Raw genomic sequence first — 26,409 nt, 5'->3', positions numbered from 1 at the left:
ACCGCCCTATTATGGGCTTTTCTTTTTTTATAAGACTATTTCTAAGGCAGAAACCTCCTGCCTTATTTGTTTAATACACCTATTTTTTCACCAACCTTAATATCTTTTGGTGTTTGAATAGATGCTTCCACTTTGAAGGTGTTCTTTTCAAATAACAGCACCACCGTTGAACCAAAACTGAAATAGGCCATTTCTCCACCTTTTTCAAGCTCTGATCCTTTATGCGTTGTTTCAATTGAATTAACAAACATCGCTCCAACCTTTACAATAGCCACATGCCCAAATGATGTTTTTACTTCAGTTATTACCCTATAATTCTTTGCTAGGGTACGCACTCCATATTTTAACCCTAGCTTATTTACTGGATAAGATTTAGACCCTAGTGTCCATTGCTTCGTAACTGTGCCATTTACAGGACTGTGTATTCTATGGTAATGACTTGGACTTAAATAGAGAATCATGTATGTACCATTTAAGTATTTGGATAAGACTTCATGATCACCCAGCATTTCTTCAATCGAATATGTTTTACCTTTTACTACAATTTCACTTGTTTCTTTTATCGGTCCAATATCCTCTATAACTGCATCAACGGGACTTACCACTGAGTCTACACTTCGGTCAATAACTCGAGATTCGTTTTTCAATGTTCTAACAAATAAATCATGAAGAGTAGGATACTCCGAGACCGACTTTTCCATTTCATCCACATTCAACTGATAAATTCTTGCGAAGGACGGTACAACAAAACGGCTTGCACGTGAACGGGCAAACCTTCTTAAAATACTGGATGTCCACTTTCCATTCGTTAATTCAATCATGAGACGATATAAACCTTGTATCATCAATCTACCCCCAAATAGTGTAAAAATACTCTTTACGAACTGTCATAAAAAGCTTAAAATTAAATATTATAGAATAAACTAAAAAATTGATTTTCCTTTTGCTAAAAAAAGGAGTGATGAGGAGAAATGTTTTTGTTGGACGTATTGGACCAAACAATAAAGAAATTAAAATCTCAAACAGCCAATGTAATAACGCTTGCCAATTTATCACTAGGCGGATTTGCGATTGTATTCGGACTTCATGGAAATTTACGACTAAGCTTACTGCTAATTTTTATTGCAGCCTTAGCCGACCGTTTTGATGGTATGATTGCACGAAAGTTTAATATTGAATCAGAGCTTGGAAAACAATTAGATTCCATGAGTGATATTATATCATTCGGAGTGGCTCCAGCACTATTACTATACCAAGGAATTTTACATGAATTCGGCGGACCAGGGTCATTTTTTACTGTTTTTTATATCGGCTGTGGTGCTTTTAGACTAGCTAGATTCAACATTACTGAGAGTAATGGATATTTTACTGGTTTACCTATTACAGCAGCAGGATGTTTGGCAACCTTAAGCTTTCTAATCATTCCTTACGTGCCAGCTCAAACGTTCTTATTCATTATCATCATTCTATCATTCCTTATGGTAAGTTCATTTAAACTGAAAAAAGTCTAATAATCAACAATAAGCATCAACCACTTTTATGGTTGGTGCTTTTCTTTTTTATAAAATAAAAATTAAAGTTTGAATGGACAGACACAATTTCCTGATTTTTTCATAGGAATTAGTAATAGGCCCTAGCCCAAAAAAAGAAAGCACGGGGGTGGATGTGGATGTCTGGAATCTTAACAGCTCTCGGATATTTAATGAAAGAATTTTTATTTCTTGTTTCGTACGTTAAGAATAATGCTTTTCCTCAGCCCCTATCAGCTGCTGATGAAAGAAAATACTTAAGGTTAATGGCGGAAGGGGATTCGCATGCGCGAAACATGTTAATTGAACACAATTTACGATTAGTCGCGCACATAGTTAAAAAATTTGAAAATACCGGGGAGGATTCTGAGGACCTAATCTCAATTGGAACAATTGGTTTAATAAAAGCAATCGAAAGCTATTCCGAAGGTAAGGGCACAAAACTTGCAACTTATGCTGCACGGTGTATAGAAAATGAAATTCTGATGCATTTACGAGCACTTAAAAAAACAAAAAAAGATGTTTCATTACATGACCCAATCGGTCAGGATAAGGAAGGCAATGAGATTTCACTGATTGATGTCCTCAAATCGGAATCTGAGGACGTTATCGATACCATTCAGCTTAATATGGAGCTGGAGAAAATAAAAAAGTATATAGAGGTGTTGGATGATCGGGAAAAAGAAGTGATTGTGGGGCGGTTTGGCCTGGACCTACAAAAGGAAAAGACCCAAAGAGAAATTGCAAAGGAATTAGGAATATCAAGAAGTTATGTCTCGAGAATAGAAAAGCGTGCTTTAATGAAAATGTTCCATGAATTCTATCGGGCTGAAAAAGAACGGAAGAAAAAAAATTGAAGAAACACGCATTGAAAAAAGAGCAGTTACTCCTGCTCTTTTTTTCCGTCTTTAAGAAGAACGCTCCAATTCTTTCCGCCGTCTTTAGACTGATAAATATCATTTTTATAAGTAGTAAAGGCGATTTGATTCTGATCCTTTTGATTAACCGCTAAATAGGTAATTGGATTATCATAATCTAAGAAGGGAAAAGCCAATGCCCCTTGCTCGCCAGTTACAGGATTTAACGTTTTTAATAAAATTTTATCGTTCTCCACACTTGAAAATAGGATAGTATCCCCGCTAAACGTCAGAGCCGTCACCATAATGGGATTGGTAATTAACTTCATCGTATTTCCATTGTCAGATGAATAATAAATACCCGTCCGTGTAGACATTGCCACAATATCACCATTAGTAGGGTGAACTGCTATCATTCCTAATGAGTCAGCATTAAACCCCTTAAATGCGCTCTTTGTCCAACTATCACCATTGGTTGTAGAATAGTTGACACCATAGCTTAAACCATCTTCAGGTGTTTCACTAATTACATAAAGCCCTTTGCCTGTATAACTTGCAGCCATAAAGTGAAAGTTTCTCTTCCCATAGAATGCCAACTGATCAAGTGTCTTTCCTTGGTCAACACTGTGCACTACACCAAGAGGGTCTTTTAACCCTGTCCCCTTTTGAGGGTGCCCACTCCCTAAAAAACCATCTTCCACTGCTTGAAATCCTATAAAATCATGTTGATTCGTGGTTGATTCATACCACTTTGAATCTTTGTAGAATTTTAATCCGGCATTTGTGGCAACATACAGTGCTTGATCATTTCCTGGATAACCAATGCCACGGATATTTTTTACATTGAGTGAACTCGACTCGACTATTTCAAATGTAGCTTTTGTTTCAGCCTTTTTCTCCTGAAGACTCTTTTCTTGGTCCTCACTATTGTTTGTACAACCCGTTGCAATAAGTAATATTCCTATTACCATAGCCAATATCACTTTTATTTGAACTTTCACCTTGTTACCTCCTGAACATTATCTTAAACTATGAGGTTTTCGTTTACGAATCCTTATCCATCCACTTATACCCTAGTCCCCATACTGTTGTCAAATAATCGTCTACAGAGAAACCTGATTTTTGCAATTTGTCTCGTAAATTCCTCACATAGGAATCTATAGTCCGATCCTCTGTTGCAACTGCATACCCCCAGATGGTAGTCAACAAATGCTCACGGGTAAATACTTTATTTCGATTTTTTAATAAAAGGGTCAGTAAAGAAAATTCCTTGGGAGTAACAAATACAGGATTTCCTTGATAGGAAACCTCGAAAGACTCTTCATTTAGGGATAGACCATTAAAGGCTATTTTACTTGAGGGGCCTTTATTCCTTCTAAGAATTGCTTCTATTCGTGCAATCAGCTCTTCTTCATCAAAAGGCTTTGAAACATAATCATCTGCACCCAGTTTCAGCCCTTTAACAATATCCATTTTTTCGCTGCGAGCAGTAAGCATGACAATCAGGGTATCTCCCAATTTTCTAATTTCCTTACAGGCTTGCCAACCATCCATTTCTGGCATCATTATATCTAATAAGATAAGGTCAACAGTCGCTTCAGCAAGGTAATTAACCGCTTGGAAAGCGGAAGTCATTTTGATACAATCATAACCTTTTGGTGTGAAATAAAGGGAAAGTAAGTCTAACATCCGTGTTTCATCGTCAATAAGCAGTATTTTTTTCAATGGTTTTCCTCTCCCAGTTTCAATCTAGGTAAAATTATACTATAGGTTGGATTCAGTCAGGTGTGAAATATTTGTTGAATTGATGGGACATACACGTTCGCCTATACAAGCTTAAACAAGGGCTCATACCCTATTAAAAAAGGATAAAGGGGGGAATCTAGATGCCTTTTGGTTATCCTAGTCCTTATGGTTTTTATGGATACCCGGCCCCATATCCAGCTTATCCAGTTCCATATGCTGCAGGCAGTGGTTTTTGGATTGCAGTCGTCATTGTCTTATTTATACTTTTGTTACTCTTCGGAGGCTGGTGGTGGTATACACGAGTTTGTTAAAAATTTTTATAAGAGGCTGACTTTCTCTAAGAAATTCAGTCTCTTTTTCTGCAAAAACCAATAATATAGAATTTTTAGAAAAAGTAAATTATAATGAAAAACGAAAGTAATAATTTTTAGACAATAATCAACCATGATTGAGGTTTTTTCTTTTAAGGAGGAGTACAAGAATGACAGCGACTACATATTCAGATGTTTGGAACCTTGATGTTTTCTTTCAGGGCGGAAGCGATTCATTAGAATTCGCAAACCATTTAGATCTTACAGCAGCCTTAATAGATCGTTTCCATACAAAGGTAAACAACTGGACTCCGTTGAATTCACAAGAGGATCAAACATTTTTAAAAGAATTACTTGAAGACTTTGAAAATGCTGCAAAAAAACTTCGTCAAGCAGGGGCATTTGTTAGTTGTTTGCAGGCACAAAACACAGATGATAAAAAAGCCTATACTCTTGATTCAAAGGTTACGAGTTTAAGTGCAGCCTTCCAAACAGCTCTAAGTACCTTTGACAGCCTATTATCTTCATTTAATGATGAGATTTGGACAGAGTTATTAAAGGATGATCAGTTACAGGTCCTTTCTTTTGTTTTAACAGAAAGACGTAATCGAGCAAAAGAAAAGCTTTCTAAAGAAGAAGAAGCATTAATCAGTGCACTTGGTGTCGATGGCTATCATAGTTGGGGACAATTATACGATTTAATTGTCGGAAAAATAAAAGTACCTTTACAAGAAAACGGCGAGGAAAAGCTCCTATCTGTCGGTCAGGCATTTAATAAGTTCTCAAGCCCCGACCGCAACGTACGAGAAACCACTTTCAGAAACTGGGAGAAGGCATGGGGAGAACAGGCTGACTTTCTTGCAAAAACCCTCAATCACCTATCCGGTTTCCGTTTAAATGTGTATCAAAAAAGAGGCTGGGAAGATGTATTAAAAGAACCTCTTAGCATTAATCGTATGGAAAAAGAGACGCTTGAAACCATGTGGGCAGTCATATCCGAAAATAAACAAAAGCTGGTTACGTATCTAGAGCGAAAAGCTGAACTCCTTGGGGTAAATAAATTAAGCTGGTATGATCTAGATGCTCCTTTTGGTAAAACAGAATCAAAGGTTTCCTATCAAGAAGGGGCCGAGTTTATCGAACAAAACTTCGCTGTATTTGGTGAAAAGATGGCTTCGTTTGCACGTAAAGCATTTGAGGAGCAATGGATTGAAGGAGAAGACCGACCTGGTAAGGCATCTGGTGGCTTCTGTACTTTCTTTCCTGAAAGCGACCAATCACGAATTTTTATGACCTACTCTGGAACACCATCAAACGTTTCAACTCTGGCACATGAGCTTGGTCATGGTTTCCACACATTCGCGATGAAGGGTGTTCAACATCTCAACCGTAATTATGCCATGAACGTGGCAGAAACAGCCTCTACCTTCGCTGAAATGATTGTTGCAGATGCAGCAGTTAAAAATGCAAAAGATGAAGAAGAAAAACTAGTTCTTCTTGATGATAAGGTCCAAAGAACTGTTGCCCTTTTAATGAATATACATGCACGCTTCTTATTTGAAACACGTTTTTATGAAGAAAGAAAGCAAGGCCCTGTGAATGCAGAACGGCTGAATGAGCTGATGCTGGCTGCACAAAAAGAAGCCTATTGTGATGCCTTAGAAGAATATCATCCATTATTTTGGGCCTCTAAGCTTCACTTCTTTATAACTGGTGTACCATTTTATAACTTCCCATATACGTTTGGTTATCTTTTCTCATTAGGTATCTATGCTCAGGCTCTCGAGGAAGGCAAGGGGTATGAAGAAAAATACATTGCTTTGTTAAGAGATACGGCTTCCATGTCCGTTGAAGATTTAGCGCAAAAACACCTACAGGTAGATCTAACGAAAAAAGAATTCTGGGAAAAAGCTGTTCATATTTGTCTGGATGACATTGATGAATTCCTGAAGTTAACTGTAAAGAAATAAGAAAAGCGGAAGCGCCTTGGTCAGCCCCGACAGGCAAATGTTCTTCTGCAATAAAAGTCGTTCTTTGACTTTTATTGCAGAAGGTTATTTGACCCGAGGGGCTAGGCGCTGGAGCTGGACAATAAAAAAGCATCGGCCAAAACTTTTGGCCGATGCTTTCTAATATTATACTTCAACACTTAGTTCAGCTGAAATTACACAACCGATCGCCCCAGTAATGACGAAAGCCATCACAACCAAAAACATATTCCCCACCCCTTAGTTAGAGACTGCTATTTTCTACTTTGAATTTAACACATTTTCACAGTATCTAACTTCAGGAAATATGAACATTCTGTTAACAAACCCTTGAAGGATTATGATTTTTTCTTTGATTTAAAGAGTAATGATAATAACAAAATATGAAGCGGCATATTGGTTACCTCCTATTTTCATTCTTTCACACGGCTAGGTGGTATCTTTCATACCCCAGAAACTATTTCCTCGACCTTGCATTAGAAAAAACAACATATTAACAACCACCTTTCTCTATTTTGGTTTTATACTTACTTATTACATAAAACGGTGCATGGAGACCTGACGATCTCTATTTTTCTCATAAAGCTTATCAACCATTTCTTGATGAGCAGCTTCTTCAAGGCTTATTCGACGTTTGTTAATAGTTATGGTTAAAAATAAAATATTGAGGGTCATTTTTTTCACTTCCTTTTTTAGTACATGTGTATTAATTACATGAAATGATGCATGGAAATTTGACGATCTTTGTTTTGATCATAAAGTTTCTCAACCATCTCCTGTTGAGCCGCTTTTTTAAGATCCGCTTTCCGTTTTTTTATTGTGATGGAGAAAAATAATATATTCAGAGTCATGTATCACACCTCCTTTAAAGAGCTAATTTCTTCTTGTTCCAACAACATTTTTAATTTATGCATAACATATCCATCTGGCGAATAAAAAGGGCACAAAAAGGCCGCAAGAAGTTATCCCTTGCGGCAAGCGTTTTAGGCACAAAAATACCGCAAGGCGTCATTCTCCCTGCGGCATGGATATGTAATGTCACTTAATTACTTAAGCAATCCATTCCAGTCTGGTCGAATGCGTGATATTCAAATATACTGTTTGTGTGCAGGCTACAATTAAATTCATTTTCTTCGACCTCCTTTTGGAATAATTTACTTGCTACGGTAATTATATCCACTCACCTGGTATTTGTAAACCTTTTGGAAGTAATTTTTTTAAAAATTAATTAAAACGCCCTTTGTTCGGTAAAAAAAATAAGCGCTCCGCTAATGGGAGTCGCTTATTTTTTCATGAGATAATCCTGCCCTTCTTCTGTCTCTGATAGCTTCATTTGGCATTGTTTTGAATGTATAAAAAACAAAATGGACAAAGCAAGGAAAGACAATGAAGCTAGAACCATTATATTAACATCCATCTCGCTTTTCGTATCGGATGGAATAATTACACCTAAATAGAAAAATACACCAACAGCCAATAAGATCGTGGCAAAACGTTTAAAATCAACCATTTTTTCATAAAGTCTTCTCGCTTGTTGCTTCACTACTTATCACCTGCTTTTCTTTTAATCTACTAACCTACTTTAACATAAAACTAAGCATGAAAGAGGATGTAAATATTAGTAAAAGAAAAGCACAGACACCAGGGGGACACCTGGTGCCTGGATAATTTATATTATTCTAATGCTTGTGTTAAGTCCTCAATGAGGTCCTCAACATCTTCTAGTCCAACAGATATACGTACTAATCCATCGGTAATACCTAATTCTGCACGACGCTCTGCCGGTATAGAGGCATGTGTCATTCGGGCTGGTACAGATATTAAGCTTTCGACAGCACCAAGGCTTTCTGCCAAAGTAAAATATTTAATCTTACTTAATAATTGATCTGCATTTTCAGCACTTCCTACATCAAAGGAGACCATTCCGCCAAAACCTCTTGCTTGTTTTTTAGCAATCTCATGATTTGGATGTGATTCAATACCTGGGTAAAATACCTTTTTTACCTTTGGATGTAATTGTAGAAACTTCACAATCTCTGCGGTATTTGCTTCGGTTTCTTCCATACGAATACCTAAAGTTTTGATCCCACGGATTAATAACCATGAATCCTGTGGACCGAGTACACCACCAGTAGAGTTTTGCACAAAGTGTAGATCTTCAGCTAATTTTTCACTATTTACAACCACTAGACCAGCCACCACATCACTATGTCCACCAATGTATTTTGTCGCACTGTGCAGGACAATATGGGCTCCTAGCTCGATTGGATTTTGCCAATAAGGTGTGGAGAAGGTATTATCTACGATGGTCAATAGCTGATGTTCTTTTGCAAGCTTTGCAGCTGCTTCAATATCCGTAATTTTTAGTAATGGGTTAGTTGGCGTCTCTAAATAAATCGCCTTTGTATTCGGTCTGATTTCACTCTTAATATTGTCTAAATTACTAGTATCAACAAAAGTAGAGTCGATTCCAAATCGGCTTAATACCTTTGTCATCACTCGGAATGTTCCACCATAGACATCATCAGTTAGAATAACGTGATCGCCGCTATTAAATAACATGATAACTGCAGTGATTGCTGCCATACCTGAACCAAAGGCATATCCTGCTGTACCGCCCTCAATATCTTTAATTAACACCTCAAGTGCATTCCTTGTAGGGTTTCCAGTTCTTGAATATTCAAACCCCTTGTGACCGCCTACTCCTTCCTGCTTATAGGTACTCACTTGGTATATAGGAAAGGATACAGCTCCTGTTGCTGGATCTTGACTTATTCCACCGTGAATTAATTTAGTTTTTCGTTTCAACTTAAATTCCTCCTTCATAAATCTTTTTACTCAAATATCGTTCGCTTCCGTCTGGGAAAATGACGACAATGTTAGTTCCACTCGACGAAATTTCGGCTTCTTTTAACGCAGCATGAAAGGCTGCACCAGATGAACTTCCAACAAGAAGACCTTCCTTTGCAGCTAATTCTTTTACAAGACCGAAAGCATGTTGATCCGTCACGGTATAAATAGCATCAAAGTAATCCGTATCCATATATTCCGGTAAAAATTCCATCCCAATACCCTCTGTCTTGTGCGGCCCTGATTCACCACCGTTTAAGATGGATCCTTCAGGTTCAACAATGACGGTCTTTACTTTAGTGCTCTGTTCTTTTAAGTAACGGGCTGTACCCATGAATGTTCCTCCCGTACCCGCACCAGCGACAAATACATGCAATTGTCCCTCAAGCTGCTCCCAAATTTCTGGACCAAGTGTTTTATAGTACGTTTCTGGATTTGCAGGGTTGCCGAATTGCTGTGGGCAATAGGACCCTGGAATCTCGTTAACGAGTTCCTTTGCCCTAGCAATAGCCCCCTTCATTCCCTTTTCGGTAGGGGTATGAACTATTGTAGCGCCAAGTGCTTTCATTAAATCCTGCTTTTCTATACTGAATTTTTCAGGAACACATAAAATAACCTTAATACCTTTGTTTAATGCCGCTAGAGCTAAACCGATTCCCGTATTTCCTGCGGTTGGCTCTATTACTGTTCCACCTTTACGTAGCTTTCCACTAGAAAATGCCTCTTCTAGCAACTCCATTCCAAGCCGGTCTTTGACACTACCTCCCGGGTTCATAAATTCCAGCTTTGCAAAGATGCGAACACCTTCGGGCAAATGGAATTGTGTGATTTCTACCATTGGTGTGTGCCCAATTAGTTCATGAACATTTTTGTAGACCTTCATTTCTCCACTCCTGTTAACTATTTTAACGCCGCCACCATATGCATAACCAACGTAGCAGAATTAGTTGCAGCTTTATCAATAAATTGATCAAAGGATACTTCTGACTCTTTACCAGCAATATCAGAAAGTGAACGAATGATAACGAAAGGAACTTCAAACCGATGGGCTACTTGTGCAATCGCTGCTGCCTCCATTTCAACTGCTTGTAAATCATTAAATTTCGAACGGACAAATTCGACTCTTGCAGGGTCTTCCATAAAGGAATCACCAGTAACAATCAAGCCTTTGACAATTTGAAACTTTTCCAGTTCCTTTGATGCTTTTTCAGCGACTGTAATTAACTTCTCATCTGCTAAAAATGCAGCTGGAAGCTGTGGAACCTGCCCGTATTCATATCCAAATGCTGTTACATCTACATCATGATGACGAACTTCAGTTGATATGACAGCATCACCCACATTAAGAGCAGGGTTGAACCCACCAGCCGAACCAGTGTTGATAATATAATCAGGCTTATATTTTTCAAGTAAGATGGTTGTTGACATGGCTGCGTTTACCTTTCCAATTCCTGAACGAAGCAGAATTACCTCTACACCGTGCATGGTTCCAAATGTAAATTCACAGCCAGCCACTGTTTCTTGTGTTTTATTTTCAATATGATCTCTTAATAAGGTTACTTCCTCTTCCATTGCTCCGATGATTGCGATTTTCATACTTAGACCTCTTTCTTATTGTTTTACGCCTTCCATTACCCAGACAAAATCGTTGAAGCGCGTAAATGTAACGCTAAAACTATTCTTTTCAAAAATATTTCTTAAATAAGGAATCGTTGTATAATATTCAGTTTCCAAATCATTTGCCAGGTTATGAAAGCCTTCATGTTTTGCTTTAACGATTTGTTGCTTATAATCTTCCTCTGATTCAAACATCGTATCCGCAAAGACTATTCTACCACCTTTTGAAAGGAGCTTGCCATAGTTATCAACAGCTTCTGCCTTTTCTTCATCGGTTAGATGATGAAATGCATAGGTACTAACTAGGGTATTAATCGCGTTTAATTTTGGAAAATGAAGAAAATCTCCATCTAGTAAGTCAACTTTTCCGTTTAGTTTTTCTAGCGCAATTTTTCTCATGGAAGAGGAAGGTTCTATTCCTGTTACTTTAAGACCCATTGCCAATAGTTTTTGTGACAGATTTCCTGTACCCACTCCGAATTCGACCACATGCCCAAATGACTTTTCGGCAACAGTTTTTAATATATCTTCATACCTTAAAAATACATCTTTATATTCAGGATCATGTCCGACGACTGTATCATCGTAGGAATCTGCCCACTGCTCAAATATATCTAAAAATTCTCTGCCCATAATTCACACCTCTATTTTAACTTATAATTCCTATAAGTATACTATGAATTAATCAACAACATGTTATCATAGTACTCACTTTAATTCAACAATTCGTTGCTAGCTGAAAAATAAATAATTAAAATAAGAGATGAAAGGAATGATTTTATGAATTTTCAATTTGATTTAATCGAAGATAAAGTGGAGTTTTTCGAAGCAACTAACCTTAAAACACTGCAGAAAAAAATTGAGTCACAAATTGATGAGAACCGGGCAATTATGCTGGGAGTCCACTCCGTTTCCCATCAAATGCATGTGAATGAAAATGGACAAACCTATTTCACGGCAGTGGTGCATTTTAAGAAAAAATAAACGAGGCTGACTCTTTAGTCAACCTCGTTTCAATTATTATTTTACAATTTCCGCTAATTCCTCAACTCGTGTTGGCATCCAGCCTTCACCGTCTACCCACTGAAGATATACATTATATTTTTGTTGCTTATCTTTTGAAGCAACGGTAGCAAACGAGCCATTTTGTGTGGATTTATCTCTTCCCAGCCAATATACAGTCATGTTGCTACCATCTAATCCAGTGGCATAGGATACCGCCTCCAGCATTTCCTGCCAATCGACTGAATTTGTATCATATACAGCGGTATGCTCACCAGATTGTGTTGTTCCTACAGGCTTCCAGCTGGGATTTTCAATCGTCTTTAGTACATTTGAAGAACTTCCTCCATCAGTAACCACTTCCTGTGATTCATCTGCCTTTTCAGATGTCGAAGCTTCCTCACTTTGTTGTTCTTCTTCAGATACTTGATCAGATGAACTCTCATCGTCTGCCTCAGTTTTCTCTTTTTTCTCCGCTTGCTTCTCTGTATGTTGAGTTTCTTTTTGCTCTGTTTTTGTACTTTCTTTCTTAGGTGCTGCATGATCATTTCCTGAAGCAAAAATATTGTATGCCACGAATAATATTAGTAAAAGTACAATGATGATTAAACTATTTAAGACGAGGTTCGTTTTTTTTCTTTTCGCTCGGTATCCAGACCGCGAGTTAGAATTAAAATCATTAGTCATACTATTTCCTCCTAAAATAAAGGCTCTCAATATTCTAACATGATTTTAACAGAACATGAAGCGAAAATGGTCTCACTACTCTTTTTCGGTATCTTTTTCATAGAGTGCTTTCACCATATCTGCGAACAATAAATTTACTCCGCCTTCCGAATCTATCACATCCAAATTGACTGCTACTAACGCATATTTAGGCGATTGAAATGGAAAATAACCAGCAAACCATTTATTATGCAATTGCTTCCCTTCTTTAAACTTACCTGTTTCGGCCGTACCTGATTTACCTGCAACTTCATATGGAAGATCTTTAAACCATCTTCCAGTCCCATTTGGATTCGTAATTACTTCGCGTAGCAATTTTTGCAGTTTCATTGCTGTATAGGGTGAGATTGAATCCCCCTTTAAGCTTTCCTCTGGGAAATCGACCATTGTTGTCCCATTTTTATATTCTATTTTTGAAACTGCTCTTACCATTTCCTTTTTACCGCCCCTTGCAATAGTCGCCATCATGTTAGCAACAGCTAATGGAGTTGCTCGAACCTCATGCTGCCCGATACCTGACATAGCAATAAAATTAGGATCCTTTCTTGCCTCATCAGACAAAAACACCCTCCCTTTATCTTCATCAGCTAGCTGCTTGAAGTCACTGGTATGATACACTTCACCTTGCCAGCCCACCGAACCAGTTAGAGATAATTTATCTGCATAATCCTCGAGTAAATGCGGATCCTGTTTTTGCAATTCCTTTGCAAGCTCTCCGAACGTTCGATTACAGCTTCTTGCAAAACTATTTGTAAAGTTCAACATACCATAATTATATTTTGATTCTGGTTTTCCATTTATCTTTTTACTGCAATCAAAAAGCCGGTTTGGGTCATCTAAGTTATGATCCATTGCAGCTGCAGCAACCACCGTCTTAAAAACGGATCCCATAATCTGCTGCTTTACCATCAAATTAGTAATTCCTGCTCCATTATAGGGGTCATTTTTATTGATAGCCGGGCGTGAAACCATTGCTAACACACTATTATCCTCAATATTTAGGAGGACGAGTCCACCCTTTTTAATCTGATACTGATCGGCTAAATCCTCGGCCTTTTGCTGTAGGCCTTTATCAATCGTTGTCCGAATATTCACCGGATAAAACGGGTTAGCAGGGTCCACATATTTTACATTTATTCCAAAAAGCGGGGCTCCCCCGCCATCAACATGGTAAACAAGCTTTGACTTACCCTCTGGGAGCAGGAATTCATCAAAGCTCTCTTCAAGGCCTGATACGCCCAGCAGCGTCTTTTCCGATAGCTCTTTACTTGGATACCGTTTCTTTAATTCCTTGGCGTTCTCACCCGTTAGTCCAATCAGTTGCTCAGCTGGAATGGAAGAACGTTCAAACTTCTTTTCAATAGCAAATACACCTGGTATTTTTAATTCATTAATTCTTTTCATTTGTGAGCTTGTTAATTCAATAGGCTCTGGGTCTCCGAAGGCAAATGGTTTTTTTGCAGCCTCTACTGCAAATTTCAGTGAATTAACTGATATTCCGGAAATAGCCGAAACATTTTCGATGTTCCAATCTGTCTTCTTTAAAAATGGAAATAAGACAAGCACGGACACCTTTTTATGTGTTAGCATCGTCCCATTCCGATCAAGAAAATTTCCCCTGCCATTATCAATCACTAATTCCTGTGTTCGTTGATTCACACTTTCCTCAAGTAAGTTCACATTATGCTTTGAAAAGGTTTCTGTCTCAATTAATTGAATTTGCATTAAACGTACTAAGAGAAGTACTAAACCTGTTATACAAATGACCAGCCAGCCAATGGCTCGTTTTCTCCACATAAAAAACACCTCGTCAAAAGTTTTGACGAGGTTTTCTTATTTCAAACATTATTTAATAGAAACGATACGTACACTCATTTCGCCGCCAGGAGTTTGAACAGAAACCTGTTCTCCAACCTTCTTGCCTAATAGGCTTTTTGCAATTGGAGAATCATTAGAAATCTTTCCTTCAAACGGATCCGCTTCAGCACTACCAACAATTGTATATGTTTCTTCTTCACCATCAGGAAGTTCAACAAAAGTAACGGAGCTTCCTAATGTAACGGAGTCGCTTGCCATTTCACCTTCAGCAATAATCTTTGCATTGCGAATCATATTTTCTAAGGTCGTAATTCTACCTTCAACAAAGGCTTGCTCTTCTTTCGCAGAATCATACTCAGAGTTTTCAGATAAATCACCGAAGCTTCTTGCGATTTTAATTCTTTCTACAACTTCTTTACGTTTAACTGATTTTAAAAACTCTACTTCTTGTACAAGCTTATCTTTACCTGCTTGTGTCATTGGAAATACTTTCTCTGTAGCCAAAACCCTCACTCCTTCTAGTCTTCACAATCCCCCATTAGAATTGTGTATGTAATGTATGTAGATATTATGCCAATCGCATAATACATAGCAGCGCGTCCTTATAGAAAAGGGCGCGCATTAAAGATATTTATCCAAACGGATTTTTAGATAGTTCTTTTGCTATTGTTTCATAAAATCGTCTTTTGTTCAAGAATTGTTTGAATTTTTGTGACCATTATATCGATGGCAACATAGTTATGGCCGCCTTCTGGTATGATCACATCTGCATAACGTTTAGTTGGCTCAATAAACTGGTTATGCATGGGACGAACCACATTTAGGTATTGATTTACAACAGAATCAAAAGTACGTCCACGCTCACTAATATCACGTGTCATACGACGGATAATCCGTAAATCAGCATCTGTGTCTACATACAATTTAATATCCATCAAATCACGTAGACGCTCGTCTTCAAGGACAAGAATTCCCTCGAGAATAATTACATCTTTAGGCTCAACAGGAATGACTTTCTCTGAACGGGTATGGATTGCATAATCATATACAGGCTTTTCAATCGGTTCATATCTTAAAAGCTTTTCAATATGTTCAATGAGTAAATCATTGTCAAAAGCAAGCGGGTGATCATAATTTGTTTTTAAACGCTCTTCAAATGGCAGTTCACTCTGATCCTTATAATAATAGTCCTGTTCAAGTACTAAAATGGAATGATCTTTTAAACTTTCATAAATGGCTTTTGTTACACTGGTCTTTCCGGAGCCGGAGCCGCCGGTTACACCAATAACAACTGGCTTGCGCATCATGCTAGTTCTCCTTTCGCATCATGTTGTTAGGGTATACCGGTTTGTCCAATTTAAATTGTACAATTTGAAGCGGATGTCTAGCTGCATCCAGTTCATTACCTTTTTCATCCCAAATTTTATCAATCACATGAGTAAAATTGTGAATTTCTGGTCCGAAGAACTCTACCTCTTCCCCAGGTTTAAAATGATTTCTTTGTTGTAATGTAACGATTTGTGTTTCTGGATTATAATCCAACACAAGACCTACAAACTCAAACTTTGTCTTCTTGCTATGATTACCAAACATTTGCTCTTTATACCCTGGAACACCTTCAAAAAACGCAGGAGCTGTTTCACGGTTGGCACATTTGTCCAATTCCTCAAGCCATTCTCTCTGAATAACAAAGTTCTCAGGGTCCGCGCAATACGCATCAATCACTTTTCGGTACACACTAACCACTGTCGCAATGTAGTGAATGGATTTCATTCGACCTTCAATTTTCAAGCTGTCAATTCCAAGCTCAATCATCTGTGGGATCGCTTGAATTAAATTTAAGTCTTTGGGACTCATTGCAAAAGGAGCATCTCCCTCTTCGAAGAGAGCTGCTTCTTGATCGTTTCCTTCTAACTGGTAAAGGTCATAATCCCAGCGGCAGGACTGACAGCAACCACCGCGGTTTGAGTCTCTAGCAGTCATATGATTACTTAGAGTACAACGGCCGGAATAAGCAATACACATGGCCCCATGAATAAAGGTTTCGATCTCAACATCGACCTTCTCCTTCATTTCTCTGATTTCCTCCGCACTTACTTCACGAGCTAATACGACCCGCTCAGCCCCGGCTTCTTTCCAAAACTGTGCAGCTTTCCAGTTTGAAAGTGACTGCTGTGTGCTGATATGAATCTCAATTTCCGGTGCAAGACGCTGACATGTTTCAATAATTAGTGGGTCTGCAACAATTATTCCTGCAATTCCTGTCTCTTTTAAATTTAGAATATAATCTTCTAAGCCACCAATATTTTCGTTGTGAGCAAAAATATTAGTTGTAACATAAATTTTCGAACCGAAACGTTTGGCGAACTCTACGCCTTCCTTCATTTCTTCAAAGGTAAAGTTGTCAGCGTTTGAACGAAGACCATACTCTTGACCTCCGATAAATACGGCATCTGCACCATATTGCACGGCAATTTTCAATTTCTCAAGATTACCAGCAGGAGCAAGGAGTTCTGGTTTCTTCACAATGACACGTTTACCATTGATTATTTCAGAAATATTATCTTTTACTGTATTCATGGTTGAACTCCTCCTTTTAATATACTGTTTCTTTAAAGAAGAATCCTGTGTCTAATGGACGGTTAGTAGGCTGAATGTCTTCCAATGCAGCTAATAGCTCGTCTTTTTTATCCTCATATGCATCAGGATCTTCTATGAATAAATCGATTGCCTCACGATAAGCTTTCGTAACGGCAAGAATATATTCTGGGCTTTTTAAAATGCCATCAATTTTAAAAGAATCAACACCAGCTTCAATCATCTCTTGCAACTCATCAATGATACAAATATCATTTGGACTCATAATATGAGTTCCATTTTCATCTTCAAAGATTGGATATTTATTTTCACGTTCTTTATCATGCAAGAACATATTCTTTTCCATCTTGCGGTTTTCAATTTCCATGACTTTCCCTTGATATTCATAGTAATTACCAAGAAGTGTACGCTTGGATTGGAACATACAGCTCATCCCATGAACCTGCACTTCAATTTCTATTTCTGCATTTTCCTTCGTTTCGACGATGGCATCCATATTGATTTCACGTGCAAGAACAGCTCTTTTCGCACCCTTCTTACCCCAATAGTTACATGTGTACCAGTTCGTTCCTGTCGTTTCTGTTCCCCAATGTAGCTTCATTTCCGGAGCCACTTCTCTTGCAGTCATTAAAACAGCAGGATCACCAAAAATAATGGCATCCGCTTTGACGTTTGCAACAAATTGGATATAATCGCTCAACTCATCTATTTTTTCATTATGAAAAATAGCATTCATTGCAACATAGACCTTTTTCCCCTTGCTGTGAGCAAGTTCAATCGCCTTTTTGACATCGTCACGATTAAATTCACCTGCAAGTCTTAATCCATATCTTTGTTCACCGACAACAAACGCATCTGCACCAGCTTCTATTAATGGCAAGATATCGTTAACCGTTAACGGTGTTACAAGCAATTCTGGTTTTTTCATTTGTTCTCACCTCTTCTTTTGCTAATGGCAACCCCGTCTCCCACAGGAAGAATAATGGAAATATACTCTGGATGCTTCATTAACCATTTGTTAAAATCATCAATCTTTTTAACAAGATTACGGGTTCTCTTTGATTCAATTTCTGTTTCAGCTACTAAACCTTTAAAAAGGACATTATCAGTAATGATCATTCCGTCCGAACTAAGATAATTTGAATACATTTCAAAAAATTTTTTATATTGCCCCTTCGCTGCATCAATAAAAATAGCATCAAATGGAGCATGTCCACTTATCTGTTCTTCAACCTCTAACGCGTCGCCTTTAATTAAGGTAATCTGTTCTCTGTAAGGTGAGCGCTCAATAAATCCGACAGCTAATTCAGCTCTTTCATCATCCCGCTCAATCGTAACAATTTGAGCATCTGGAAGCGCTTCTACCATTCTCATGGCGGAGTATCCTATTGCTGTTCCTACCTCAAGTATATTTTTAGTTCCCTGAATTCGAAGTAATTGAAGCATCGTTTCAATACCTTCTAGTTCCATGATCGGAACATTATGTTCATGAGCATAGTCCTCCATTTCTTTTAACAATGGATTACGCTCTAAAATAAGACCTTCAATATATGAATGCAGCTTCTCATCTAACAAGCTGCGTCACCTCGCTTTAAAAGCATTTTATTTCAAAGTAAAATACTTTTAGTTTATCTATAAATAATCCTCTTTAGACATGAAAAAATAGCGTTCACAGGTACGGACGTCAAAAGTTAGTAAATTTGACTCAGGACGTTTTAAGGCAATACTGCCGTAAATTACCTTACTGTGAGTTACGCTATAGATTACGTATTAAAACACTTGAACTATTTTATCACAAAAGCAGGGGGAATGCTAATGCTTCCCCCAAAATAGTACATTATTTTTTATTGGAAATATACTTTGCTTTTAACTTATTATGCTCTTCTAATGTCTTTGAGTAGTATATGCTTCCATCCTCAGCAGCTAAGAAATAATAAAAGTCTGTTTTCTCCGGCTCGAGTGCAGCTTCAATAGACATTTTTCCAGCATTGGCGATTGGGCCAGGCGGGAGTCCTGTATGTTTGTACGTATTATAAGGAGAATTCACTTCTAAATCCTCATATAAGACGCGTTCTTTGTGTTTTCCTTGTGCGTATAATACCGTAGGATCGGTTTGCAATTTCATATCCTTTTCCAAACGGTTATAAAAAACGCTAGCAATTCTTTTACGTTCGGTTTTTTCAGTCGCTTCCTCTTCAACTAATGAGGCCATAGTAAGTAATTTATGAACAGATAGCTTCGATTCTTCACTTTCTTCCGCATAGGAAGAGACAATCGACCTCGTTTTATCCAGCATGGCATAAACCATTTCTTCCACGGTTGGATTCGGTTTATAAAATGGATACGTAGCAGGAAATAAATATCCTTCAAGCGGATACTTTATTTTCGTATCTAAGATTTCATCTGTTAATAAATCTGGGTATTTCTCCATTAACAGTTTGATAAATTCTTTATCATTTAATTTTGCAAGAACATTCGCTTCATTTTGGTTAGTCGCTTTTGCCATTATCACAGCAATTTCTGTTAACTGCTTCCCTTCTGGAATGGTAATTTTAAAGCTAGCTTTTGCCAGCACCTTTCCAGTTTTTAATCGGCTGACAATTTCCGCTACATCCATAGAAGGACTCAGTTGGTATTCCCCAGCCATAAAACCGCCTTCGTTTTTAAGCTTTACATAGTACTTAAATACCTTTGCGTTTTTAATAATTCCATTTGCTTCTAACTTTTCTGCAATACCCGTTACAGATGAACCAATTGGAATTTCAACTGTTTTTTGTTTCTTACTATCAGAGTCAACAGGCTTTAATGCTGACTGTATGTATAGATATCCTCCGCCGCCGATAACAACAATTAATAATAGCAATAAGATCGAGATCACCATGACAATTTTTCTAACTACTTTTGCTTCACGGTGGTGTTCAAGCATTTTTTCCCGTATCAAATCTTTCTTCGGGTCTTTTTCATCAGTTGTCATTCTTTTCCCCCTTTCGTAATAATTTCAGCATATAGTAAGAAAAATGTCAATTTATCAATTAATTTGTCAGAATTATCCTAGTTAAAATAAATGCTCAGAAACTTGCCTGTTGATTTCCGCTCCAGGCACGAGCGGTTCGCGGGCGTGCCGGGGAGCCTCCTCGTCGCTGCGCTCCTGCGGGGTCTCCCCTGCCCCGTACTCCCGCAGGAGTCTTCGCGCCTTCCGCTCCAATCAACAGGGTGCGAAATCACCTTATAAATTTTTTCCTGTTCAATATTAAAAAGAACCAGCCATGTTTTATGGCTGGTTCCTATCAATTTCAACTTATTCTTCTTCTTGGTCTTCGTTGAATGTGTTGAATACTTCTTCAACCATATCCCATTCTTCATCCGTTTCGATTTCCATTAATTCGCCGAAACCGCCATCTTCTGTTGGGATATAAGCATACGTTAGGATATCGACTTCTTCTTCGTCATCCTCATTTGCCCCTACTGGATAGAAGAAAACATATGATCTTTCAAACTCATCTGAATCGAATGTGAAAAGTATTTCAAAAAGTTGTTCGTCTCCATTTTCATCTACTAATGTAATAAAACGATCTTCTTCATGCTCATGATTGTGTTCCATTTCATTCACCTCATTAATTTTTGCTATCAAGATACCCTTGCAGGATCATCATTGCGGCCATCTTATCGATAACTTTCTTTCGCTTTTTGCGACTTACATCGGCTTCAAGCAATACACGTTCTGCAGCCATTGTAGTCAAACGCTCGTCCCACAATACAGTCTGCACAGCAAATCTGCTTTCCACTTCATTGGCATATTGCTGACTGGCTTCACCACGTGGTCCAATCGTCCCGTTCATATTCTTGGGTAAGCCAATGACAACTGTATCCACTTGGTACTCTTTTATTATTTGACCAATTTCCTCAAAACCAAACTCTTGTCTTTCTTCATTGATTTTGAGTGTTTTAAGACCCTGCGCAGTCCACCCCATTTCATCACTTAGGGCAATACCAACTGTCTTAGAGCCTACATCTAAACCCAATACGCGCATTACTTAACCTCTCGTTGTTGTTTTAGATAGGATTTAACTAGTTCTTCAATTATTTCGTCCCGTTCCAGCTTGCGGATAATGTTACGGGCATCTCGATGACGTGGAATATAGGCTGGATCTCCTGATAATAGGTAGCCGACTATTTGATTGATCGGATTATATCCTTTTTCCTGCAATGCTTCATACACTTGTAAAAGAACGTCATTGACGTCATGTTCAAAGGGCTCTTCAGGAAAGTTAAATCTCATCGTTTTGTCAAATGAACTCATTTCACGCACCTCGCATTTTTTATAGACGAGAGAAATTGTACTAATTACCTACATTTTACACTACTTTGTCCTATTATCAAACCGATTTTACCCATTCTTCAACGAATTGAAGTGCAGAATCTATTTTTTCAGGATCTTTTCCTCCAGCTTGAGCCATATCTGGACGTCCTCCGCCACTTCCACCACAGCGGGTAGCAACTTCTTTAACCAGTTTCCCAGCATGGTAGCCTTTGTCGATTAAATCCTTTGTAACTGCTGCGATAATGTTTACTTTGCCTTCATGAGCACTTCCTAGTACTAATACCACAGAGCCCAGTTTTTGCCTTAAGTCATCCGCCATATTTCTTAAGTTATTCATATCAGCAGCCTGCACCTTTGCAGCTAATACGGTTACTCCGTCAATTTCTTTTGCTTGTGAAACAAGGTTACCTGCTTCAATATTACCAAGTTTAGCTGCAAGTGACTCATTTTCACGTTGAAGCTGTTTCATTTCGTTCATCAGACTATCGATCCGTGTGACGATATCCTTTGGATTTGATTTTAATTTGTCTGCCGCTTTTTTTAATAAGCCTACTTGATCATTTAATGATTTATAAGCAGCCTCACCTGTTACAGCCTCAATTCTTCTTGTTCCTGCGCCAATTCCTCCTTCTGAAACAATTTTGAACAAACCAATGACAGAGGTATTTGGAACATGGCAACCGCCGCATAGTTCTAGGCTGTAATCTCCAACCTGTACCACACGAACAATATCACCATACTTCTCACCGAAAAGAGCCATAGCACCCATTGCTTTTGCTTCAGCAATTGGTTTTAAGCTAATGTTTACTTCAATGTTTCTCCAAATTTTTTCGTTTACGATTTTTTCAATTTGCTCTAACTCTTCTGGTTTAATTTGACCAAAGTGGGAGAAGTCAAAGCGTAGACGATCTGGTTCAACGAGGGAACCAGCTTGGTTAACGTGCTCGCCAAGTACATCCTTTAATGCTTGATGCAGCAAGTGAGTCGCTGTATGGTTTTTAATAATTTTAACCCGGTTTTCTGCATCCACCTTTGCAGTCACCTGTAGGTTCGTTTTGAGCGTGCCGCTCTTAACCACTACTTGATGAAGGTTTTGACCATTCGGTGCCTTTTGAACGTCTTTAACAAATAAGGATACCCCTGAACCTTCCATCACGCCGTGGTCCGCAATTTGTCCACCACTTTCAGCATAAAAAGGCGTCACGTCAAGAATAACCTGTACTTCGTCACCAGATGAAGCCTGATCAATTAGTTCACCATTCTTCACAATAGCTGCCACTGTGGAGCTTGTTTCAAGCTGATCATAGCCGACAAACTGACTTTCTACCTTCACATCTCTAAGAACACCGCTCTGTACCTGCATGGAATCAACATCATGACGAGCTGCACGTGCACGTTCACGCTGTTGCTCCATTTCTACTTCAAAGCCTTCATGGTCAACCTTCATACCTTCTTCTTCAGCATATTCCTCAGTCAGCTCAACTGGGAAACCATAGGTATCATATAAACGGAAAACATCTGCACCAGAAATGGTGTCACTGCCCTTTTCTTTTTCCTTCTTAATCACGCTTGCAAGGATTGCCAACCCATCATGAAGTGTTTCGTGGAAACGTTCTTCTTCATTCTTAATAACCTTTTGAATAAATTCAGTCTTTTCTTTCACTTCTGGATAGAAATCGTTCATGATTTCGCCAACGACTGGAACTAGTTCAAACATAAATGGACGATTAATGTTAATCTGCTTTGCATAGCGGACAGCACGGCGAAGCAACCGGCGTAGAACATAGCCACGTCCTTCATTCGATGGAAGTGCACCATCACCTACAGCAAATGCAACGGTACGAATGTGGTCAGCAATAACCTTGAAAGCTACATCTGTTTCTTTATTCACTCCATATTTCTCCCCAGAGATCTCTTCTGTCGCACGGATAATAGGGATAAATAAATCAGTGTCAAAATTGGTTGGGACATTCTGAACAACAGATGCCATACGTTCTAATCCCATACCTGTATCAATATTTTTCTTTGGTAGTGGTGTGTAGGTGCCATCAGGATTATGGTTAAATTGGGAGAACACTAGGTTCCAAACTTCCAGATATCGTTCGTTTTCTCCACCTGGATATAATTCTGGGTCATTTGAATCATCACCATACTCTGGACCACGGTCATAGAAGATTTCAGTATTCGGTCCACTTGGTCCTTCTCCAATATCCCAGAAATTCCCTTCCAGTCGAATAATGCGTTCCTCTGGAATGCCAATTGTTTTATTCCAAATTTCATATGCTTCATTGTCTTCTGGATGCACAGTAACGGATAATAGCTCTGGATCAAATCCCATCCATTTTTTGTCCGTTAGAAACTCCCATGCCCATTCGATTGCTTCATTTTTAAAGTACTCACCAATTGAAAAGTTTCCTAGCATTTCAAAGAAAGTATGGTGACGCGCAGTCTTCCCAACATTCTCAATGTCATTTGTCCGGATGGATTTTTGAGCATTAGTAATTCTTGGGTTTTGAGGAACCACACGGCCATCAAAGTATTTCTTTAGGGTTGCAACACCACTGTTAATCCATAATAAAGATGGATCATCATGAGGAACAAGCGATGCACTCGGCTCCACTGCGTGTCCTTTTTCTTCTTTAAAAAACTGTAAAAACATTGAACGAATCTGTGAACCAGTTAAATTTTTCATATGTATTGACCTCCTTATTTTTAAAAAAGCATACAAAAAAGCCCTCATCCCAAACAGGGACGAGAGCAAGCCTCGCGGTACCACCCTGATTATGAATACAAACATTCTGTATTCATCTCTCAAAAAACCCTTAACGCAGGTATACGGCAGTGGTTAGCTGCACTCCGGATTAGCGTTCTGTCATCCTTCATCTGGAGCTTCTTTCAGCCATGAAAGCTCCTCTCTTCTGCGCAATAAAGCGTTACAGATGGACTACAACATACTCGACCCTTCAACATTTTCATTCATATTCTATATGTCGAATTATATCCACCCAAAAAACGTTTGTCAATTGGCCAAACACTTTAAGAAGAAGAATCATTTGCTTTGCCTTGTATAAAGTGATTTTTCGCATGAATGATTCCTACCTTCAATATCACTAGAACAGGGACAGCTAAAATCAACCCTAAGATTCCCCCTATTTCACCACCCGATGTTAAAGCAATCATAATTAATAATGGATGCATATGAAGACTCTTCCCGACGATATAAGGCGATAAGATATTTCCCTCAAGGAATTGTAAACCAAAAACAATAACAACCGTAATGATGACCAACTTAACCGAAGTGGTTGCAGCAATAATGACAGCTGGAATTGCCCCGATAATCGGTCCAAAATAAGGAATCACATTTGTCGCACCAACGATAAGTCCTAGTAACAAAGGATATCTTAAATGGAACACCCAAAATAACAAGGCAGAGATACTTCCGATGATCACACAAACTAATAGCTGTCCTCTAATATAACTTCCGAGTGATTCGTCAACATCTCTTAAAAATAGAGTAGCTTTTTTCCGCCATTTCTTAGGGGTCAAATACCATGCCGTCCGTTTTAACAAAGGAAAATCCTTTAACATATAAAAGGCAATAAACGGAATAATCATCAAAAGTAGGGCTGAATTTAAAAAGTCCATTAAGACATTGACAATAATAGTTAAAAGGGTATCCATCTTCTTTTCAAAAGTGTTGATCCCGTCATCTATTTTTGCTTGCAAACCATCTGGCCAAGCCCTTGTATGGGTTTGGAGCTCATCAATCCAGCTTCGATATTGTTCTGCAAAGAACGGTGCACTTTCAGATAAGTCTTTTAATTGATCAATGATGGCTGGTATACCCTTATATAGTGCAAACCCAATGCCGCCAAAAAAAATAAAATAAATCAAGAAAATGGCCAAACCTCGGTGGAATCCTTTTTCATGCAATTTTTCAACAATAGGATGAAGGAGATAAGTTATAAACCCTGCTATAAGAAATGGTAAGATGATAATTATGATAAGCCTAACAACTGGCATCCAAACAAATCTAATTTTAAGAAAAACGTAAAGGGCAACTAATAAAAGGAGTATAAAACCAATCCGATACAGCCATTTCATACGAATATCCACGAGCAATCCTCCCTCTTGTTAGTGTTAGAGACAAGAAGGGTAAATATTCACGTACGTAAAAATCCCCCTAGGAGCCCAAGGGGGATTTGCATTAAAACATTGCTCGTTTTACCTTTTTTTGTATTCTTTTCATATTGCGGGTGGACATCATATTATTTCGTTGAGCCATATTATATATGGCCATCCCCGCACCAAAAGCAATCATCGACGTCATCATTTTATTCATGCGTTTCACCTCTTATAATAATTATAGGGTGTAACGACGCTCTTCTTCTTCAAACAAATCGTCCAAGGAACTAAGTGAACCGTCTTCCTCCACCTGATGGGTGTTAATTAGACCTTTGTTAACAGATAGCTCAATAAAACAGTTCCAGCAATAATATTGGTTGATACCAATTTTGCCGATATCTTTGCTTTGACAGTTAGGACACTTTAACATGAAAAGACACCTCACGTATTATCTACATCTACGATAATGGCATCCTTTCCGATCGCTAAGGGCTTACCGGATTGAATGACTTGTTTACCTTCCGTGATATCCGAAAAGAAGCCATCCGTAATTTCATACCCTACGATTGTGCCCACTTCTTCCTGAAAATATACATCCTTTAACAAACCGAGTGAATCTCCACTTTTTGAAAGCATCATCATTCCATTTAAGGAATGCTGGTGTGTCAAGGTATATTCAGGGTTATCTCCTAACTTTTCCAAACATCCGCTATCTTCAATCATAACCCCATCCCAGCCGAAGGTAGTCACTTTTTGAATATCCAGAAAGTACGATTGTTTGAAGAAAACGCCTTTTTTAATCAATAGGCCTTTGACGATACCATTGCTTGAGATACATAGGTCACTGATATCACCAATTTTTGTTCCGCTGCTCATTTCAAAAACTGGTTGTCCTTTTAATAATGAAAATGTCCGCAAAGA

At 38.3% G+C, this 26,409-nt stretch carries 31 protein-coding genes; 5 read left to right on the top strand and 26 right to left on the bottom strand.

Features of this window, described 5'->3' with window-relative positions:
- Positions 1–62: 62 nt before the first annotated feature.
- On the bottom strand, positions 63–845 hold the full coding sequence (locus tag AA0X95_RS10525) for a phosphatidylserine decarboxylase (protein WP_413308627.1): 783 nt from the start codon (positions 843–845) through the stop codon (positions 63–65).
- 126 nt (positions 846–971) lie between these two features.
- Here AA0X95_RS10525 and pssA point away from each other — a divergent pair, with 126 nt between their 5' ends.
- Together pssA and sigK are read left to right on the top strand one after the other, a co-directional pair.
- Complete coding sequence (pssA, locus tag AA0X95_RS10520; RefSeq protein WP_413308625.1) at positions 972–1,511, top strand: CDP-diacylglycerol--serine O-phosphatidyltransferase; 540 nt, start codon at positions 972–974, stop codon at positions 1,509–1,511.
- A gap of 158 nt (positions 1,512–1,669) precedes the next feature.
- Entirely contained in the window at positions 1,670–2,386 is a 717-nt protein-coding gene (gene sigK / locus AA0X95_RS10515; RefSeq protein WP_413308623.1) for an RNA polymerase sporulation sigma factor SigK, read from the top strand.
- Between the two features lie 26 nt (positions 2,387–2,412).
- Here the strand turns inward: sigK and AA0X95_RS10510 are convergent, their stop codons facing one another.
- Positions 2,413–3,387 (bottom strand): F510_1955 family glycosylhydrolase, encoded by a 975-nt coding sequence (locus AA0X95_RS10510; protein ID WP_413308621.1) that lies wholly within the window; start codon positions 3,385–3,387, stop codon positions 2,413–2,415.
- Between the two features lie 43 nt (positions 3,388–3,430).
- Entirely contained in the window at positions 3,431–4,111 is a 681-nt protein-coding gene (locus AA0X95_RS10505) for a response regulator transcription factor (protein ID WP_413308619.1), read from the bottom strand.
- Positions 4,112–4,272: 161 nt separating this feature from the next.
- Here AA0X95_RS10505 and AA0X95_RS10500 point away from each other — a divergent pair, with 161 nt between their 5' ends.
- The gene (locus tag AA0X95_RS10500) at positions 4,273–4,443 is read left to right on the top strand and encodes a hypothetical protein (protein WP_309860489.1); all 171 of its coding nucleotides are present in this window, start codon (positions 4,273–4,275) and stop codon (positions 4,441–4,443) included.
- Between the two features lie 170 nt (positions 4,444–4,613).
- Positions 4,614–6,413, top strand: coding sequence for a M3 family oligoendopeptidase (locus tag AA0X95_RS10495; RefSeq protein WP_413308616.1), 1,800 nt, complete (start codon positions 4,614–4,616; stop codon positions 6,411–6,413).
- A gap of 552 nt (positions 6,414–6,965) precedes the next feature.
- Here AA0X95_RS10495 and AA0X95_RS10490 read toward each other — a convergent pair.
- The 7 genes from AA0X95_RS10490 to AA0X95_RS10460 form a co-directional block, all read right to left on the bottom strand.
- On the bottom strand, positions 6,966–7,106 hold the full coding sequence (locus AA0X95_RS10490; RefSeq protein WP_413308614.1) for a YrzI family small protein: 141 nt from the start codon (positions 7,104–7,106) through the stop codon (positions 6,966–6,968).
- 35 nt (positions 7,107–7,141) lie between these two features.
- A complete protein-coding gene (locus AA0X95_RS10485) occupies positions 7,142–7,282 on the bottom strand; it encodes a YrzI family small protein (RefSeq protein WP_413308612.1) in 141 nt (46 codons plus the stop codon).
- 431 nt (positions 7,283–7,713) lie between these two features.
- The gene (locus AA0X95_RS10480; RefSeq protein WP_413308610.1) at positions 7,714–7,974 is read right to left on the bottom strand and encodes a YrhC family protein; all 261 of its coding nucleotides are present in this window, start codon (positions 7,972–7,974) and stop codon (positions 7,714–7,716) included.
- A 131-nt stretch (positions 7,975–8,105) separates the two neighbouring features.
- Positions 8,106–9,239, bottom strand: a complete 1,134-nt coding sequence (locus AA0X95_RS10475; RefSeq protein WP_413308608.1) for a bifunctional cystathionine gamma-lyase/homocysteine desulfhydrase — start codon at positions 9,237–9,239, stop codon at positions 8,106–8,108.
- 1 nt (position 9,240) lies between these two features.
- Positions 9,241–10,164, bottom strand: a complete 924-nt coding sequence (locus AA0X95_RS10470) for a PLP-dependent cysteine synthase family protein (RefSeq protein ID WP_413308606.1) — start codon at positions 10,162–10,164, stop codon at positions 9,241–9,243.
- 17 nt (positions 10,165–10,181) lie between these two features.
- Positions 10,182–10,877, bottom strand: coding sequence for a 5'-methylthioadenosine/S-adenosylhomocysteine nucleosidase (gene mtnN / locus AA0X95_RS10465; protein ID WP_413308604.1), 696 nt, complete (start codon positions 10,875–10,877; stop codon positions 10,182–10,184).
- Between the two features lie 15 nt (positions 10,878–10,892).
- A complete protein-coding gene (locus tag AA0X95_RS10460) occupies positions 10,893–11,531 on the bottom strand; it encodes a class I SAM-dependent DNA methyltransferase (protein ID WP_413308602.1) in 639 nt (212 codons plus the stop codon).
- A gap of 147 nt (positions 11,532–11,678) precedes the next feature.
- On the opposite strand from AA0X95_RS10460, the gene AA0X95_RS10455 reads away from it, so the two are divergent.
- Positions 11,679–11,882 (top strand): DUF2536 family protein, encoded by a 204-nt coding sequence (locus tag AA0X95_RS10455; RefSeq protein ID WP_413308600.1) that lies wholly within the window; start codon positions 11,679–11,681, stop codon positions 11,880–11,882.
- 36 nt (positions 11,883–11,918) lie between these two features.
- Here AA0X95_RS10455 and AA0X95_RS10450 read toward each other — a convergent pair whose 3' ends face one another.
- The 16 genes from AA0X95_RS10450 to AA0X95_RS10375 form a co-directional block, all read right to left on the bottom strand.
- On the bottom strand, positions 11,919–12,587 hold the full coding sequence (locus tag AA0X95_RS10450; protein WP_413308598.1) for a YrrS family protein: 669 nt from the start codon (positions 12,585–12,587) through the stop codon (positions 11,919–11,921).
- 75 nt (positions 12,588–12,662) lie between these two features.
- Entirely contained in the window at positions 12,663–14,423 is a 1,761-nt protein-coding gene (locus AA0X95_RS10445) for a peptidoglycan D,D-transpeptidase FtsI family protein (protein WP_413308596.1), read from the bottom strand.
- A gap of 48 nt (positions 14,424–14,471) precedes the next feature.
- Positions 14,472–14,948, bottom strand: a complete 477-nt coding sequence (gene greA / locus AA0X95_RS10440) for a transcription elongation factor GreA (protein WP_413308594.1) — start codon at positions 14,946–14,948, stop codon at positions 14,472–14,474.
- Between the two features lie 167 nt (positions 14,949–15,115).
- The gene (gene udk / locus AA0X95_RS10435) at positions 15,116–15,751 is read right to left on the bottom strand and encodes a uridine kinase (RefSeq protein WP_413308592.1); all 636 of its coding nucleotides are present in this window, start codon (positions 15,749–15,751) and stop codon (positions 15,116–15,118) included.
- 1 nt (position 15,752) lies between these two features.
- Positions 15,753–17,024, bottom strand: a complete 1,272-nt coding sequence (locus tag AA0X95_RS10430; RefSeq protein WP_413308590.1) for a peptidase U32 family protein — start codon at positions 17,022–17,024, stop codon at positions 15,753–15,755.
- A 16-nt stretch (positions 17,025–17,040) separates the two neighbouring features.
- Complete coding sequence (locus tag AA0X95_RS10425) at positions 17,041–17,970, bottom strand: peptidase U32 family protein (protein ID WP_413308588.1); 930 nt, start codon at positions 17,968–17,970, stop codon at positions 17,041–17,043.
- Entirely contained in the window at positions 17,967–18,617 is a 651-nt protein-coding gene (locus tag AA0X95_RS10420) for an O-methyltransferase (protein WP_413308586.1), read from the bottom strand. The genes AA0X95_RS10425 and AA0X95_RS10420 overlap by 4 nt, the downstream gene beginning before the upstream one ends.
- Before the next feature lie 262 nt (positions 18,618–18,879).
- Positions 18,880–20,016 carry an endolytic transglycosylase MltG gene (gene mltG, locus AA0X95_RS10415; RefSeq protein WP_413308584.1) on the bottom strand — a complete coding sequence of 379 codons (1,137 nt, stop codon included), beginning with the start codon at positions 20,014–20,016 and terminating at the stop codon, positions 18,880–18,882.
- A 324-nt stretch (positions 20,017–20,340) separates the two neighbouring features.
- Positions 20,341–20,643, bottom strand: coding sequence for a DUF1292 domain-containing protein (locus AA0X95_RS10410; protein ID WP_309860457.1), 303 nt, complete (start codon positions 20,641–20,643; stop codon positions 20,341–20,343).
- A gap of 13 nt (positions 20,644–20,656) precedes the next feature.
- Positions 20,657–21,073, bottom strand: coding sequence for a Holliday junction resolvase RuvX (ruvX, locus tag AA0X95_RS10405; protein WP_413308582.1), 417 nt, complete (start codon positions 21,071–21,073; stop codon positions 20,657–20,659).
- The gene (locus AA0X95_RS10400) at positions 21,073–21,342 is read right to left on the bottom strand and encodes an IreB family regulatory phosphoprotein (RefSeq protein WP_308083073.1); all 270 of its coding nucleotides are present in this window, start codon (positions 21,340–21,342) and stop codon (positions 21,073–21,075) included. The genes ruvX and AA0X95_RS10400 overlap by 1 nt, the downstream gene beginning before the upstream one ends.
- Before the next feature lie 76 nt (positions 21,343–21,418).
- Positions 21,419–24,055: an alanine--tRNA ligase gene (gene alaS, locus AA0X95_RS10395; protein ID WP_413308580.1), complete on the bottom strand. Its 2,637-nt coding sequence runs from the start codon at positions 24,053–24,055 to the stop codon at positions 21,419–21,421.
- Between the two features lie 344 nt (positions 24,056–24,399).
- Positions 24,400–25,479 (bottom strand): AI-2E family transporter, encoded by a 1,080-nt coding sequence (locus AA0X95_RS10390; RefSeq protein WP_413308578.1) that lies wholly within the window; start codon positions 25,477–25,479, stop codon positions 24,400–24,402.
- A 91-nt stretch (positions 25,480–25,570) separates the two neighbouring features.
- Positions 25,571–25,705 carry a YrzQ family protein gene (locus tag AA0X95_RS10385; protein ID WP_308083070.1) on the bottom strand — a complete coding sequence of 45 codons (135 nt, stop codon included), beginning with the start codon at positions 25,703–25,705 and terminating at the stop codon, positions 25,571–25,573.
- A gap of 21 nt (positions 25,706–25,726) precedes the next feature.
- A complete protein-coding gene (locus AA0X95_RS10380) occupies positions 25,727–25,918 on the bottom strand; it encodes a hypothetical protein (protein WP_026563482.1) in 192 nt (63 codons plus the stop codon).
- An 11-nt stretch (positions 25,919–25,929) separates the two neighbouring features.
- Entirely contained in the window at positions 25,930–26,406 is a 477-nt protein-coding gene (locus tag AA0X95_RS10375; RefSeq protein ID WP_413308576.1) for a PRC-barrel domain-containing protein, read from the bottom strand.
- Between the last annotated feature and the right edge of the window lie 3 nt (positions 26,407–26,409).

The organism is Neobacillus phoenicis (genome assembly GCF_047302305.1).
Lineage (GTDB): Bacteria > Bacillota > Bacilli > Bacillales > Cytobacillaceae > Neobacillus.
This window is presented reverse-complemented; position numbering and strand designations above follow the sequence as displayed.